This window comes from Epibacterium sp. ABZ3_068, assembly GCF_056159265.1.
Genome location: NZ_JBSWUV010000001.1, coordinates 1,903,355 through 1,917,126, shown reverse-complemented (window position 1 = coordinate 1,917,126; position 13,772 = coordinate 1,903,355). Strand labels below are relative to the sequence as shown.

14 protein-coding genes are annotated in these 13,772 nt (G+C 59.2%); 4 read left to right on the top strand and 10 right to left on the bottom strand.

What is annotated here, in order from left to right; all coding sequences use genetic code 11:
• Window positions 1-7: 7 nt before the first annotated feature.
• Entirely contained in the window at window positions 8-652 is a 645-nt protein-coding gene (locus tag ACXAEW_RS09200) for a class I SAM-dependent methyltransferase (RefSeq protein ID WP_474941034.1), read from the bottom strand.
• Window positions 653-740: 88 nt separating this feature from the next.
• On the opposite strand from ACXAEW_RS09200, the gene ACXAEW_RS09195 reads away from it, so the two are divergent.
• A complete protein-coding gene (locus ACXAEW_RS09195) occupies window positions 741-1,628 on the top strand; it encodes a LysR family transcriptional regulator (RefSeq protein ID WP_474941033.1) in 888 nt (295 codons plus the stop codon).
• Window positions 1,629-1,730: 102 nt separating this feature from the next.
• Here the strand turns inward: ACXAEW_RS09195 and pheT are convergent, their stop codons facing one another.
• The 5 genes from pheT to pheS form a co-directional block, all read right to left on the bottom strand.
• The gene (pheT, locus tag ACXAEW_RS09190) at window positions 1,731-4,127 is read right to left on the bottom strand and encodes a phenylalanine--tRNA ligase subunit beta (RefSeq protein ID WP_474941032.1); all 2,397 of its coding nucleotides are present in this window, start codon (window positions 4,125-4,127) and stop codon (window positions 1,731-1,733) included.
• Between the two features lie 89 nt (window positions 4,128-4,216).
• Window positions 4,217-5,032, bottom strand: a complete 816-nt coding sequence (locus tag ACXAEW_RS09185) for a CE1 family esterase (protein ID WP_474941031.1) — start codon at window positions 5,030-5,032, stop codon at window positions 4,217-4,219.
• A gap of 116 nt (window positions 5,033-5,148) precedes the next feature.
• Window positions 5,149-6,630, bottom strand: a complete 1,482-nt coding sequence (locus ACXAEW_RS09180) for an inorganic phosphate transporter (protein ID WP_474941030.1) — start codon at window positions 6,628-6,630, stop codon at window positions 5,149-5,151.
• 243 nt (window positions 6,631-6,873) lie between these two features.
• Complete coding sequence (locus ACXAEW_RS09175) at window positions 6,874-7,338, bottom strand: hypothetical protein (RefSeq protein ID WP_474941029.1); 465 nt, start codon at window positions 7,336-7,338, stop codon at window positions 6,874-6,876.
• Window positions 7,335-8,411: a phenylalanine--tRNA ligase subunit alpha gene (pheS, locus tag ACXAEW_RS09170; protein ID WP_474941028.1), complete on the bottom strand. Its 1,077-nt coding sequence runs from the start codon at window positions 8,409-8,411 to the stop codon at window positions 7,335-7,337. Before pheS ends, ACXAEW_RS09175 begins: the two co-directional genes overlap by 4 nt.
• 202 nt (window positions 8,412-8,613) lie before the next feature.
• On the opposite strand from pheS, the gene ACXAEW_RS09165 reads away from it, so the two are divergent.
• Complete coding sequence (locus tag ACXAEW_RS09165) at window positions 8,614-9,618, top strand: adenylate/guanylate cyclase domain-containing protein (protein ID WP_474941027.1); 1,005 nt, start codon at window positions 8,614-8,616, stop codon at window positions 9,616-9,618.
• Window positions 9,619-9,696: 78 nt separating this feature from the next.
• Here the strand turns inward: ACXAEW_RS09165 and rplT are convergent, their stop codons facing one another.
• The 4 genes from rplT to pyk all read right to left on the bottom strand — a co-directional run bounded on the left by rplT (window position 9,697) and on the right by pyk (window position 12,449).
• Window positions 9,697-10,062, bottom strand: a complete 366-nt coding sequence (gene rplT / locus ACXAEW_RS09160) for a 50S ribosomal protein L20 (RefSeq protein ID WP_153217418.1) — start codon at window positions 10,060-10,062, stop codon at window positions 9,697-9,699.
• Window positions 10,063-10,077: 15 nt separating this feature from the next.
• On the bottom strand, window positions 10,078-10,278 hold the full coding sequence (gene rpmI / locus ACXAEW_RS09155; RefSeq protein WP_153217419.1) for a 50S ribosomal protein L35: 201 nt from the start codon (window positions 10,276-10,278) through the stop codon (window positions 10,078-10,080).
• A 322-nt stretch (window positions 10,279-10,600) separates the two neighbouring features.
• A complete protein-coding gene (locus ACXAEW_RS09150; protein WP_474941026.1) occupies window positions 10,601-10,822 on the bottom strand; it encodes a hypothetical protein in 222 nt (73 codons plus the stop codon).
• A 181-nt stretch (window positions 10,823-11,003) separates the two neighbouring features.
• Window positions 11,004-12,449 (bottom strand): pyruvate kinase, encoded by a 1,446-nt coding sequence (gene pyk / locus ACXAEW_RS09145; RefSeq protein ID WP_474941025.1) that lies wholly within the window; start codon window positions 12,447-12,449, stop codon window positions 11,004-11,006.
• A 204-nt stretch (window positions 12,450-12,653) separates the two neighbouring features.
• Here pyk and ACXAEW_RS09140 point away from each other — a divergent pair, with 204 nt between their 5' ends.
• The gene (locus ACXAEW_RS09140; RefSeq protein ID WP_474941024.1) at window positions 12,654-13,394 is read left to right on the top strand and encodes an N-formylglutamate amidohydrolase; all 741 of its coding nucleotides are present in this window, start codon (window positions 12,654-12,656) and stop codon (window positions 13,392-13,394) included.
• A gap of 74 nt (window positions 13,395-13,468) precedes the next feature.
• Window positions 13,469-13,708 (top strand): DUF6868 family protein, encoded by a 240-nt coding sequence (locus ACXAEW_RS09135; RefSeq protein ID WP_474941023.1) that lies wholly within the window; start codon window positions 13,469-13,471, stop codon window positions 13,706-13,708.
• Window positions 13,709-13,772: the final 64 nt, after the last annotated feature.

Below are 13,772 nucleotides of genomic sequence, written 5' to 3'. Positions count from 1 at the left end.
GCGCGCGTCAATCCACCGACGAAATCTTGCGCGCGACCACAAACCGTCCCGGCGTGCGCACGGGGTAGTTTCCGGTCTCCAGAACCTCAAAACCGGCCCGCCGGATCTTCTGCTCCAGCGCTGCAATGGTCAGGAAGCGAACCGTTTCAGGGGTTTTCCCGACCCAACGCATTGCGGTGATCATCACGTTCAGAAAAGCCCGCTTTATGGGCCCGGCCTCCCCCAGACAAGGTGTCTTGGAGATAAACAAACCGCCGACGGGCAAGCGCAGGGCAACCGCGGCCAGATCCGCATCAGGCTCGGGAAGCAGATGCAGAAGGTTCATCGCCATCACCACATCAAACGGCCCGTCGGGGGCGGTCTGCGCAACTGCCACCTGGGTTTTGACGTTTGTCACGCCAGCCTCTGCCGCGCGTTGATCCGCAATGGCCAGCATCGCAGGCGCAAGATCCGTGACCGTCACGGATGCCACCTGCCCGGACAGTTTGATCGCCGTGGTTCCGGTGCCGCCACCCAGCTCCAGCACATGGTAAGCCGGATCCAGATAGTGCGAGACCCGATCGAGCGTCCGGGCATAGGCCGCCTCGTCCTGGACCGGACGCGCCGCGTATTTCTCGGCCAGATCATCCCAGAACTTTGCATCTACTGACATATTTCATTCTCCATCATTCAGCACATCATAGGCGCCTTGCGACATCCAATGAATTGCCTAAATCCGCAGAGCCCATATACAGGAACGTATGAGCACACCCGACTGGACCCATATCCGCGCCTTCCTGGCCACCGCCGAGACCGGTTCCCTGTCGGCTGCTGCCCGGCACCTGCGCCTGACACAGCCGACGTTGTCCCGACAGGTCGCCGCGCTTGAAGAAGACATGGGTGTAATGCTGTTTGAGCGTGTGGGACGTGCCCTGCAGCTGACCGAAGCCGGCCACGAGCTTCTGGCCCATGCGCGCCAGATGGGCAGCGCAGCCGAGGCTTTTGCAATAACCGCCAACAGCCAATCCCAAGAAGTAGAGGGGCTGGTGCGGATCACGGCCTCCGATGTCTTCTCGGTTTATGTGCTGCCCCAGGCCCTGCGGATTCTGGCAGAGCGCGCCCCGCGCCTGAAGGTAGAGATCGTCGCCGACAACGACCTGCGTGACCTGATGCGCCGCGAAGCTGACATCGCCATCCGTCACGTCCGCCCCGAGCAACCCGATCTGGTCGCGCGCCTGGTTCTGGAGGCGCGGGCCCATCTCTATGCCTCTGAAGATTACATCAAAACCCACGGAGCCCCCCAGACACTTGCCCAGTGCAGCCAGCATGAATTCATTGGGTTTGGCGATGTGGAAAATATGATCACCTTTCTGAAACCTCTGGGAATTGAGACCACGCCCGAAAATTTTCGGTTCAACACTCACAATGGGCTGGTCGCCTGGGAGCTGGTACGTCAGGGATTTGGCATCGCCATCATGGCCTCTGACGCCGGTGACAACACGCCCGGAATGCATCGCATCCTGCCGCAGATGGATCCCGTGGTCTTTCCGATTTGGCTCACAACCCACCGGGAACTTCACACCAGCCGCAAGATCCGCCTGGTCTTTGATGTTCTGGCTGAGGTCTTGGGGCAGAAGAAACACACATAACGGCGGCAGGACGGACCCGGAACACTGCCCCCCCCGGCGCCCGCAGAAAAGCGAAACGCGCCCCGGATGGAGCGCGTTCTGTAGATTAAACTGAGGCCGCGCTTAGCCGCGCAATTCGCCACCCGTGGCTTTGGTCACTTTGGCGATGATCTTCTCACTCACCGCTTCAATGTCCTTTTCCTTCAATGTCTTGTCTGTCGGCTGCAGACGCACGGTGATGGCCAGAGACTTCTTACCCTCGCCCAGCGATCCACCGATGAATTCATCAAAGACGCGCACATCCGTGATCAGCGCCTTGTCGGCACCTGCCGCCGCATTGACCAATGTCAGAGCCTCAACCCCGGCATCGACAACAAAGGCAAAGTCACGTTCAACGGCTTGCAAGTCGCTGATCTCCAGCGCCCCACGGTTGGTTCCGGATTTACGCGGCAGCGGGATTTCCTCGGGCCAGATGGTAAAGGCAACAGCCGCGCCTTTGAGGCCCAGTTCCGCCAGAACCTTGGGGTGCACCTCGCCAAAGACGCCCAGTGTCTTTTTCGGGCCCAGACAGATGCGACCATGACGGCCCGGATGCCACCAGGCGTCGCCGTCGCGCAGGATCTGCACCTTGGCCGGCGCGCCAATCGCGCTCAGTACCGCCTCGATATCGGCTTTGGCGTCAAACACATCCACATCGCGGGAGGCGCCATGCACGTCCTTGGGACCGTTTTTACCGACCAACAAGCCCGCGATCTGCTCGCGCTGTTCACCCGGCTCACCGCCATGGAACACCGGACCCGCTTCAAACAGCGCCAGATCCATAAAGCCGCGCGCCTGATTGCGGGCGGCTGCCTGCAACAGACCCGGCAACAGATCGGGGCGCATATGGCTCATCTCGGATGAGATCGGGTTCGCAAGTTTGGTCACCTCATTGCCACCGCCAAACAGCGCCGCTGCGGCCTGGTCGATAAAGGTATAGCTCACCAGCTCATTGTACCCCAGCGCCGCCGAGGTCCGGCGCGCCATCTGCATACGACGCTGCTGCGGGGTCATAACCGCCTTGGGGATACCATCGCTCAGACGAGGCAGCGGACGGCCAACAAGTTTGCTCAGCGATGCAATTCGCGCCACCTCTTCGACCAGATCGGCCTCGCCCTGCACATCGGGGCGCCAGCTGGGCACATGGGCCAGATTGCCCTCCAGACGAAAGCCCAGACGGGTCAGAGTCTGGCGCTGATCGCTTTCGGGGATCTCCATCCCCACCAGGGACTGCACCCGCTCGGGCTTTAACGCATAGGCACGCGCGTGGTTTGGCACGTCGCCTGCAATCACAATCTCAGACGGTTCTCCGCCACACAGATCCAGGATCATCTGCGACGCGCGCTCCAAGCCTTCGACGGTGAATTCCGGGTCGACGCCCCGTTCAAACCGATACCGCGCATCGGAATTGATCTTCAGCGCACGGCCTGTGGTCGCAATCTGAATGTGGTCCCAGAACGCGCTTTCAAGGAAGACGTCAACGGTCTCCTCGGTGCAGCCGGTGGCCTCACCGCCCATGATACCAGCAATGCTTTCAACACCATTGTCGTCCGAAATCACCATCTGCCCGGCAGAGAATGTGTATTCCTTCTCATCCAGTGCCAGCAGGGTTTCCCCGCCCTTGGCGCGGTGCACCCGCAGATCGCCCGCGACCTTGGTCACGTCAAACACATGCAGCGGGCGGTTCTGATCAAAGGTGAAGAAATTGGTGATGTCCACCAGCGCCGAAATCGGGCGCAGACCAATGGCGGTCAACCGGTCCTGCAGCCATTTCGGGCTGGGTCCGTTTTTCACGCCCCGGATCACACGACCGGCAAAGACCGGCGCGCCATCCAGCGTGTCGTCGTCAATGGTAACCTTAATCGGGCACGGGAACATGCCCGGCAACGGGCTGTAATCGCGGGTTTTCAACTCTCCCAGACCCCGCGCCGCCAGATCACGGGCAATGCCATAAACCCCCAGCGCATCCGGGCGGTTCGGCGTGATCGCAATCTCGATCATCGGGTCGACCTTGGCCGGGTCATTGGCGGCCAGCCAATCCACCAGCTTGTCGCCCACGTCGCCGCTGTCCAGTTCGGCAATCCCGTCGTGATCCTCACCCAGCTGCAATTCGCGCCAGGATGCCATCATCCCGTGGCTTTCAACGCCGCGGATCTTGCCCACTGACAGGGTGAAATCCAGCCCCGGCACATAATCACCGGGTTTACACAGCACCACGGTGATGCCAGCCCGCGCATTTGGCGCGCCACAGACGATCTGCTTTTCGCCTTCATCCGTCATCACCTTGCAAACCCGAAGACGATCCGCATCGGGGTGCTGTTCAGCCGCTTCGATCTTGGCCAGGGTAAAGGCTTTCAGCGCCTCTGCCGGGTTCACCACATCTTCAACCTCAAGACCGAGGTCGGTAAGTGCTTCACAAATCTCATCCACAGTTGCGGTGGTGTCGAGATGTTCTTTCAACCAGGACAGCGTGAATTTCATCGGTCAGGGATCCCTTGGCAAGCCATGCGTGTTCCAGCAGGCAATGGCAAAGAATGGCCCAAGGTGCAAGCCTTGGTCGCGCCCCGACCTCAAGGATACGACGGGGTGAGACCCAAAAGCTCGTCCAGCTGCCGACCAATCCAGCCATGCGGGACAAAATGCCCACCCGGATGGAGATCCAGAACCACCGTGCCTTGATCGCAGGTCCAGCTCTCACGGGAAAAGGTGAGAAACGAGCGCGCCTGCCAATTGCCGCTGTCTTCTGCGCTGCCGCACCCCAGCTTGTTCCGCCACAGCGCCATCGGCTCCCCTGCCCCGATTGGGCTGTATGGGGCGCTCATCACCGTGTCACTGGTGCCATGGACATGGCGCACATTCCGGGGCGCCTCCGCGCAGTTCTCATCAGCGGGAATTGCACCCGCTATCGCCAGCAGCGCCGCCACATGATTGCCGCTCTCGCAGACATAACGCCAGGCCATTGCTCCGCCATAGGAATAGCCCGAAACATAAATGTGATCAGTATCAATCGGATAGCGTGACGCCACATCCTGAAGCACCCGATTGGCAAACGCCACATCCTCCGGATCACGGCCCCAGAAGTTCCAGGAGTTGCGCCGCCCATCGGGTGTGACCAGCAGCACTCCGCGGCGTTTGGTTGAAGCTCCGATCCGATCACTGCGCTGTGCATTCACACCGTCGCGCCCCCACCCGTGGAAATGAAGAAGAACCGGCAATGCGGTCTCCCCGTCCCACCCTTCGGGTTCCATCACGTGATAGGACCGGCCAGCTACTGTACAGGGCTGATCCAATTGGCACGCGGAGGATTTCCAGGGTCCCATGGCCTGGGCTTGCGGAACAAGGGCGGCAAGGCCGATAGCGGCCAGAAGGGCAAGGGTGACTCTCATATCCCGGACCCTAAAAAACTATGCGGTTGCGGTCACTTCACATATCTATCAGCTCACGGAAAAAAGCGCTGCCGGATCAGGACAGCGCTTTTCAGACATTTGTGAAACCTGCTGGTTCAGGCGATCAAGGTGATAAACCAGAACAGGCTTGCCGAAAGTATCCCTGCCGCTGGAACCGTTATCACCCAGGCCGCAACAATTGTCAGGAAATGCGAGCGACGCACCAGCTTGCGGCGACGACGTTCCTCTCCGGGCTGTTTCGCGGTTTGGGGCACAACAATCTGCGCCCGTCTGATCCGGCGGCTGGCGTCCCACTCGCGGAAGAACCCCACGCCAAAGATTGCGCCGATGGCAATATGGGTCGAACTGACCGGCAGGCCCAGCCAGCTGGCCACAATCACGGTGATCGCAGCCGACAGCGCCACGCAATAGGCGCGCATCGGGTTCAGCTTTGTAATCTGACTGCCGACCATGCGGATCAGCTTGGGCCCGAACAGAAACAGGCCAAAGGAAATGCCCATAGCTCCGATAACCATGACCCAGGGCGGAATCGACACCGCAGCGGTGAAATCGCCGGATTTTGACGCCTGCACAATCGCGGCCAACGGTCCCACCGCATTGGCCACATCATTGGCCCCATGGGCAAAGGACAACAGTGCAGCCGACACCACCAAGGGGATGCCAAACAGAACCTTCAGCGACTTGTTGCGGTTCTCTAACCCCTCGGACTGACGGCGGATCACGGGGATCATCACAACCCAGATCACCAGGGCTGCCACCGCGCCAATGCCAAGCGCGCTCACCAGGTCAATCTTGATCACCTTCTTCAGCCCCTTGAGCGCAAGATAGGTGGCAAAGGCTCCGCCCATAATGCCAACCAACATCGGAACCCAGCGCCGGGCTGCGGCGATCTTGTCATCCTGATAGATAATCCGCGATTTGATGAACCACAGGAAGGCGGCGGCAATCACCCCTCCCAACACCGGAGAGATCACCCAGCTCGCCGCGATTTTGGCCATCGTAGCCCAGTTGACGGCCGCAAATCCGGCCGCGGCAATGCCCGCTCCCATTACACCGCCCACAACAGAATGTGTGGTCGACACCGGCGCGCCAATCCAGGTCGCCAGATTGACCCACAAGGCCGCCGACAAAAGCGCCGCCATCATCGCCCAGATAAAGGTGCTGGCCGTCTGCATGCTGTCCGGCGCAATAATCCCCTTGGCAATGGTGGAAACCACATCTCCCCCGGCCAAAAGCGCGCCTGCGCTTTCAAACACTGCAGCAATGGCAATCGCCCCGCCCATGGTCAGCGCATTTGCCCCCACCGCGGGACCCATATTATTAGCCACATCATTGGCCCCGATGTTCAGCGCCATATAGGCACCAAAACCCGCTGCAATAATGACAATCATTGTATTGGAGGACTGGCCAAACAGCAGCGCCGCCGCCAGACAGGTCAGCAGGATAAAGACAAATGCCAGTCCCGGCCCCACCAAAGGGCGGCCGACATAAGCCGTTGCCATTTCCAGATTGGACAGTCGCCCCAGATCGCGGTCCAGCGTCTCAAGATGTCGCGCATCAAGATCGTTGTTAGGCATGCTCGCCTCCAAGGATAAAATCCCGGCAGCCGATAGCAGGTCACATGCACAACCACAACGCGCAGCACACCCCGTCAGGGCTATTATTTTACAAAACTGTTACATTCCCTCATCACCCATTGATGAAGGGTGTGTTACCGCACACCACACAAAGCAGCGCCCGCCTTTTGCCGAAGGCAAACCATAGGTTTGACGGAGCAGCGGGCAGGCAAGTTCCGAGCAGCAAGCGACCAAACTGAAAGCCTATTCGCTTAGAACATCTTCTTGTGGAAACCGCTGACTTTCCAAAGGTTTTCCAGCCAAATAATTTAGCAAAATGCCGGTCAGGACGCCGATTAGAATTCCACCCAGGATAAAAATAAACTGATCAATAACAAGGCGCTTTAAACGACGCAGGGGCTTCATCTCACCAAGAAAAACCATGCCCTTGTCTGTGAGACGAAACCACTCAATATCCCCGTATCTTGAATCCTGCTCATAATCGAATTCAGATTCTAAAAAACCTTGATCAATCATGCACTTGAAATAGTGGCTTCGTTCTTCAGAAGTGAACGGCAACTCCTCAACAGGTATAGTGCGTCTCTCATCGGCATCGCCCTCGACCCAAATGCCTTTTGCGTCGATAAAAAAGGACTTCCCGTAGTCAGTTTGTCTATAGCAAAAAGACAAGAGCTTATGAACTCTTGCCTTATTTGCTTCCCAGTTCACCGCGACAAACCACCATGCAGGGTCGGCATGTCCAGACACTGGAAACCATAGTGACGCAGCCAGCGCAGGTCGCTGTCGAAGAAGGCGCGCAGGTCAGGGATGCCGTATTTCAGCATCGCAATCCGGTCAATCCCCATGCCAAAGGCAAAGCCCTGATAGACCTCGGGGTCGATACCACCCGCTGCAATCACCTTGGGGTGCACCATGCCCGAGCCAAGGATCTCCAGCCAGTCGTCGCCCTCACCGATCTTCAGCGTGCCCCCTTCCCAGGAACAGCGGATGTCCACCTCGGCAGATGGTTCCGTGAAGGGGAAGTGGCTGGCGCGGAAGCGCAGGTCCACACCGTCGACCTCAAAGAAGGCCTTCACAAACTCTTCCAGAACCCATTTCAGGTTCGCCATGGAGATGTCCTTGTCCAGCGCAAGCCCTTCGACCTGGTGGAACATCGGCGTGTGAGTCTGGTCGTAATCGGCGCGGTACACGCCGCCCGGACAGATAATGCGCAACGGCGCGCCCAGTTTCTCCATCGAGCGGATCTGCACGGGGCTGGTATGGGTACGCAGCACATGCGGCGGGCGGTCATCGCCTTCGGCACGGCTCATGTAGAACGTGTCCATCTCCGCCCGCGCAGGGTGGTGGCCCGGGATGTTCAGCGCGTCAAAGTTATACCAATCGGTGTCGATACGCGGCCCTTCCTGCACGGAAAAGCCCATCTCGGCAAAGATCGCGGTGATCTCTTCGCTGACCTGGCTGATCGGGTGCAGCGTACCCTGGCGGCGCTGCGGGCGGGTCGGCAGGGTTACATCCAGCCACTCTGAGCGCAGGCGTTCATCCAGCGCCGCATCGGCCAGCGCGGCCTTTTTTGCGGCCAGGGCTGAATTGATCTCATCCTTCAGGGCATTCAGCGCCGGACCCGCCACCTGGCGTTCCTCCGCGCTCATCTTGCCCAGCTCGCGCATCTTCAGCGCAACTTCGCCTTTTTTACCAACAGCGGCGAGGCGGATCGCCTCCAGCGCGCTCTCATCTGCGGCCTCGGCAATCTGACCCAGATATTTTGCCTTAAGATCGTCCATGACGGTCCCCCGAATTCTGCTTAGGCTCTGCTACCATACGCGCCGCCAAACGCAAGGGGGCTGAGGCGCCGTGCCCCCACTCAGGACCAGCCGTTGCAGCAAAACCTGCCTCATGGTGGAATGCATGGCTTGCATCTGACGTCGCGGCGGCCCATCTTGGAGCCAAGACCTGTGGCCGCGCATTTTCCCGGGACGCGATTTGATGAGTACCTCTGTTACACGCAAGCTCACCACAATTCTGGCGGCGGACGCCGAACGCTATAGCGCGGCAATGGAGGCCGATGAGGTCGGCACCTATACCGCGCTGAAATCGGCCCGTGCGGTGTTTTTCAAATTGATCGAACGGCGCGGTGGCCGGGTGGCCAATACGGCCGGCGACGGGCTGATTGCGGATTTCCCGTCCGTGGTCGAAGCGGCCCATTGCGCCATTGAGGTCCAGCAGGAACTGGCCGCCGAAGACAGCCCGCTTCGGTTCCGCATTGGCATTCATCTGGGCGATGTGATCTGTGATGGCGACGATCTTCTGGGCGACGGTGTAAACCTTGCGGCGCGCCTGCAATCCATGGCGGAACCCGGCGGTATTCTGATCTCACGCCAGGTCTATGACCAGGTTCGCAACAAGCTGACGATCGGTTTTGAATACCTGGGCGAAAAAACCGCGAAAAACCTGCCCGAGGATATCTCGGTCTATCGGATCACCACCGCAGCCGAAGGGGCTGCCCGTTTCGAAAAAGTAAAGCCCCGGCTGCATCGCGAGGGGACGAGACCGCGCAAACTGTCCAAGGTGGCGCAGGTCTGGGACGATGACTTCGAGGACCACCACAGCGCGTCCGACCACACAGCCGCTCCGGAAACGCCTTCGCAACTGGATCGGATTGCCCTGCAAACCTCCACCCAGCGCTGGTTTATCTTTGGCGTCGGCGGGGCCGTGTTGTTGAACCTCATCAGCGGCGGCGGCTTCTGGGTGGCCTGGCCAATTCTAGCCATCGCCTTGGTCTATGGCCTGCGCTATGGCGAACGCGCCCTTGGGTTCAGAACCTACAAATCCATCCCCGTGCGGATCTGGGTACTGGTTCTCTTCCTGATCGCGGTCAATCTAATGAGTTTTTCCGGCCCCTGGGCGATCTTCCCGGTGGGCGCGCTTCTGGCTTTTGGCTGGCTGTTCAGCCGTCGCTGTGACGAGCCGGATCACCGCACACAGCCCTGATCCCGCATCCGAAACTGCAAGCATAGAAAAACCCGCCGGATCACTCCGACGGGTTTCATTCTCTACGTGCTGAACAGCTTAGGCTGCCAGAGCGTCCTGAGCTTGCTTGACGATTGCGCCAAACGCTTCGGGCTCATGCACGGCCAGATCTGCCAGAACCTTACGGTCCACTTCTATGCCAGCCAGGTTCAGACCGTTGATGAAGCGCGAATATGTCAGCGCCTCGTCGTGGCTGCGGACGGCAGCGTTGATCCGCTGGATCCACAGCGCGCGGAAATTCCGCTTGCGGTTCTTACGGTCACGGGTTGCATATTGGTTGGCCTTATCGACGGCCTGGCGCGCGACCTTAAAGGTGCTCTTGCGGCGGCCATAATAACCTTTTGCAGCCTTGATGACTTTCTTGTGACGGGCGTGAGTGACGGTACCACCTTTAACGCGGGACATATCTCAGATCTCCTCTTAACGGTCGTAGGGCATGTAGCCCTTGACGGTTTTTGCGTCGGGCTTGGACAGGGTGGTGGTGCCGCGGGCATCACGGATGAATTTGGTGGTACGCTTGATCATGCCGTGGCGTTTGCCGGCCTGACCTGCTTTTACCTTACCGCTTGCGGTAACCTTAAAGCGCTTCTTGGCGCTCGATTTTGTCTTCATTTTGGGCATTTCCGTCTCCTTCAATGCAGGTTCGCAATCCACACGACTCGGCATGCCACTTAGCCGGACGCGCGATGGGAGCCGCCATTTAGACGCTCCCTGCCACAAACGCAAGCCTCAATGTAAAATATCCCGGTCTCTTATGCTTGCCCAACCAAGAAGCAGATTGAAACCATACCGCAGCTTCCACCGTCGGCGGTGCCCTGATATCAGGACAAAGCCCCAGACACCGTATTTGACATCAGCCTGCCGGTGTTCGGCTTTGGCGCAGACATTGGCACAATTTTTGTGAGTATGATCTATAATCCCGTATTTCATGCGCCGCTAGGGGTCAGAACATACCGCCGACAACGCGAAAAAACACGTCCGGGATCTGGTCAATCGCATATCCACCGGGCTTCTGGTTCACCGCATAGGCCACCAGGCCAACAGCCACCAACAAGGTCACCCCACCGCCGCGCGGCGCACGGGAATCGCTTATGGCGGACAACAATGCCGGAACCGACAGTAACGCAAGCCCCAGCCCGACGATCAAACAAAGATCTGGATCCATAACATGGCCCCCAAAAACAAACCTTAACGCGCAGTTTACCAATAGTTTGACGCGTCCGGCAATGGACCGCAAAAAATGTATGCAAAACCTTCATTTTTTGCGACCATTCTGCCGCAACCAAAACACAAAACCGCCGCAGGCACGCAACCTGCGACGGTTCTTGGCTCACAAAAGGTGCCGTTTACTCAGGGTCGGTTGCGTAGATCTGGCGTTCGTCACAGGGGGCGATGCGCAGGATGTTGGTGGTGCCAGAGACGTTGAAGGGCACGCCGGCCGTCACCACGATCTGATCCCCTTCGCTGGCAAACCCGCCAGAGCGGGCAGCCCGTACAGCCCCGACCACGGCGCCTTTGAACCGTTCCACCGAATCCGCCTGGATGCAGTTGCACCCCCAGCTCAGCGCCAGACGACGGGCCGTATTCATCACCGGGGTCATCGCGAGGATCGGAACCGCAGGGCGCTCGCGCGCGGTCAGCAGCGCGGTTGTGCCGCTTTGGGTGTAGCAGGCGATCGCCTTAATGTCGGTCTTTTCAGCAATCTCGCGCGCCGCGGCCACGATCCCATCCGCGATTGTGGTGCCCTTGGCAGAGCGGGAGGCTGCAATAATATCGCGGTAGGTCGGGTCTGCTTCGACTTCTTTGGCAACCTGATCCATGGTCTGAACCGCCTCGATGGGATACTGACCGGCCGCAGATTCCGCGCTGAGCATGATAGCGTCAGACCCCTCGTAGATCGCAGTGGCCACATCAGAGACTTCGGCGCGGGTCGGCATCGGGCTTTCGATCATGCTTTCCAGCATCTGGGTCGCGACGATTACCGGTTTGGCTGCTTTGCGGCACTTGCGCACAAGACGTTTCTGGATCGGCGGCACGGCCGAGACAGGCAGTTCTACACCCAGATCGCCACGCGCCACCATGATACCATCCGCAGCATCCAGGATCTCATCGATATTGTCGACTGCGGCAGGCTTTTCGATCTTGGCAACCACGGCGGCACGGCCATCCGCGAGCCCCTTGGCTTCGAATACATCCTTGGCCCGCTGCACAAAGGAAAGCGCCAGCCAGTCCACGCCCAGCGCGCAGACAAATTCCAGATCCGCGCGGTCCTTTTCGGAAAGCGCAGCCAGGGGCAACACCACATCCGGCACGTTCACACCCTTGCGGTTGGAGATCGTACCACCGGTCACCACAACGCAATCGGCAAAATCTTCGCCGCAGCGCTCCACCTTCAGGCGGATCTTCCCGTCATTGACCAAAAGCGAAGCCCCGACCTCAAGCGCCTGGAAAATTTCCGGATGCGGCAGGTTCACACGGGTCACATCGCCAGGTGTCTCATCCAGATCCATGCGGAAGCTTGCGCCCTCTTCCAGCTCTTCGGCATCATTGGCAAAAACACCGACACGCAGTTTCGGCCCCTGAAGGTCCGCCAGAATAGCAATCGGGCTGTCCAGATCCGCTTCGATCTTGCGGATGATCTTGTGACGTTCGGCGATTTCCTCGTGGCTGCCGTGCGACATGTTCAGGCGGAACACATCTGCGCCGGCTTCATGCAAAGCGCGGATGGTGTCATAATCATTGGAAGCCGGGCCCAGGGTGGCCACGATCTTTACATTACGCTGTCGTCGCATCGACGTTCTCCTTCGTGTTTCGGACCCTTCAGGCCCCAGCCCGCCCCGGCGGCCAATCGACCAGCCGACGCGACGCCCTCCTCGCGGCTTTTGCGTCTGTACACATGCGGAAATGTTATCGCAAACACACTCGCCGCCCTTATCGCCCAATTCCCTTTCGCTGGCAACTCCCGTAAAGCTCGACCATCAAACGATGACAGGCCCATGACATATTCACCCTTTTTCACACACGGCACCGAACGTTCCGCACGCTGGTTGATCACCTGTGATCACGCAACAAATTTTGTTCCGCCTTTTGTCAATGGCGGCGACCTTGGCCTGCCGCCCGAGGATATGAACCGCCACATCGCCTATGATCCCGGCGCCTATGCTGTGTCCTGCCTTCTGGGAGAGCTCCTGGATGCCCCGGTTTTAGCCTCAAACTTCTCACGTTTGGTTATCGACCCCAACCGCGGAGAAGACGATCCGACGCTTTTGATGAAACTTTATGACGGAACCCTCATCCCGGCCAACCGGCACGCGGACACCGCCGAGATCGAACGCCGCCTTGACGCCTGCTATCGCCCATATCATGCGCAGCTCGCCGAATTGGCCGCCCGGCGGGACGACACAATCATTATCTCGATGCATTCCTTTACCCGCCAATTGCGCGGTCGTGCGCCGCGCCCCTGGCATATCGGTGTGCTGTACCCGGATGACGAACCGTTTTCGCCGCATCTGATTTCAACGTTGGAAGAGGACGCGGACCTGTGCGTGGGAGCCAATGAGCCCTATACCGGCTATCTGCCTGGTGATGCGATCGACACCCATGCGACCAAACCGGGCCGCCCCAACACATTGATTGAGCTGCGCAATGATCTGGTGGCAGATGCGGACAGCCAGCGCGCCTGGGCAGAACGTCTGGCCGCTGCCCTCCCCCGTGCCCTCGCCGCCTCGGGTCTTTAGACGCGCCCGCTTTGCCTCACCTCCGGCGCGCCCCATATAACTAAAGTGAGGCGCGTCGTTTCGAGGAGAGGCACATGACTTTGGAAACCTTGTCAGCATTCTTTGGCTGGCTGACGGTCGTACATCTGGCCGTGTTCAGCCTGACTGCAACGCTGATCCTGATCCTACAGAACGTGGCGGCAGAGCTGCATGCCCGCATGTTCGCCATCCCAGAGGAGGAGGTGCGGCGCGTGATCTATAGCTGGCTGGGCACCTATAAGCTGATGATCTTTGTCACTGCTCTTGTCCCCTGGCTGGCCTTGCAACTGATGTAACACCCCGATCAGGCCTGCGTGATCCCATTGCCTGAAACCAGACTGCCTGCTACCCCTTGAACCA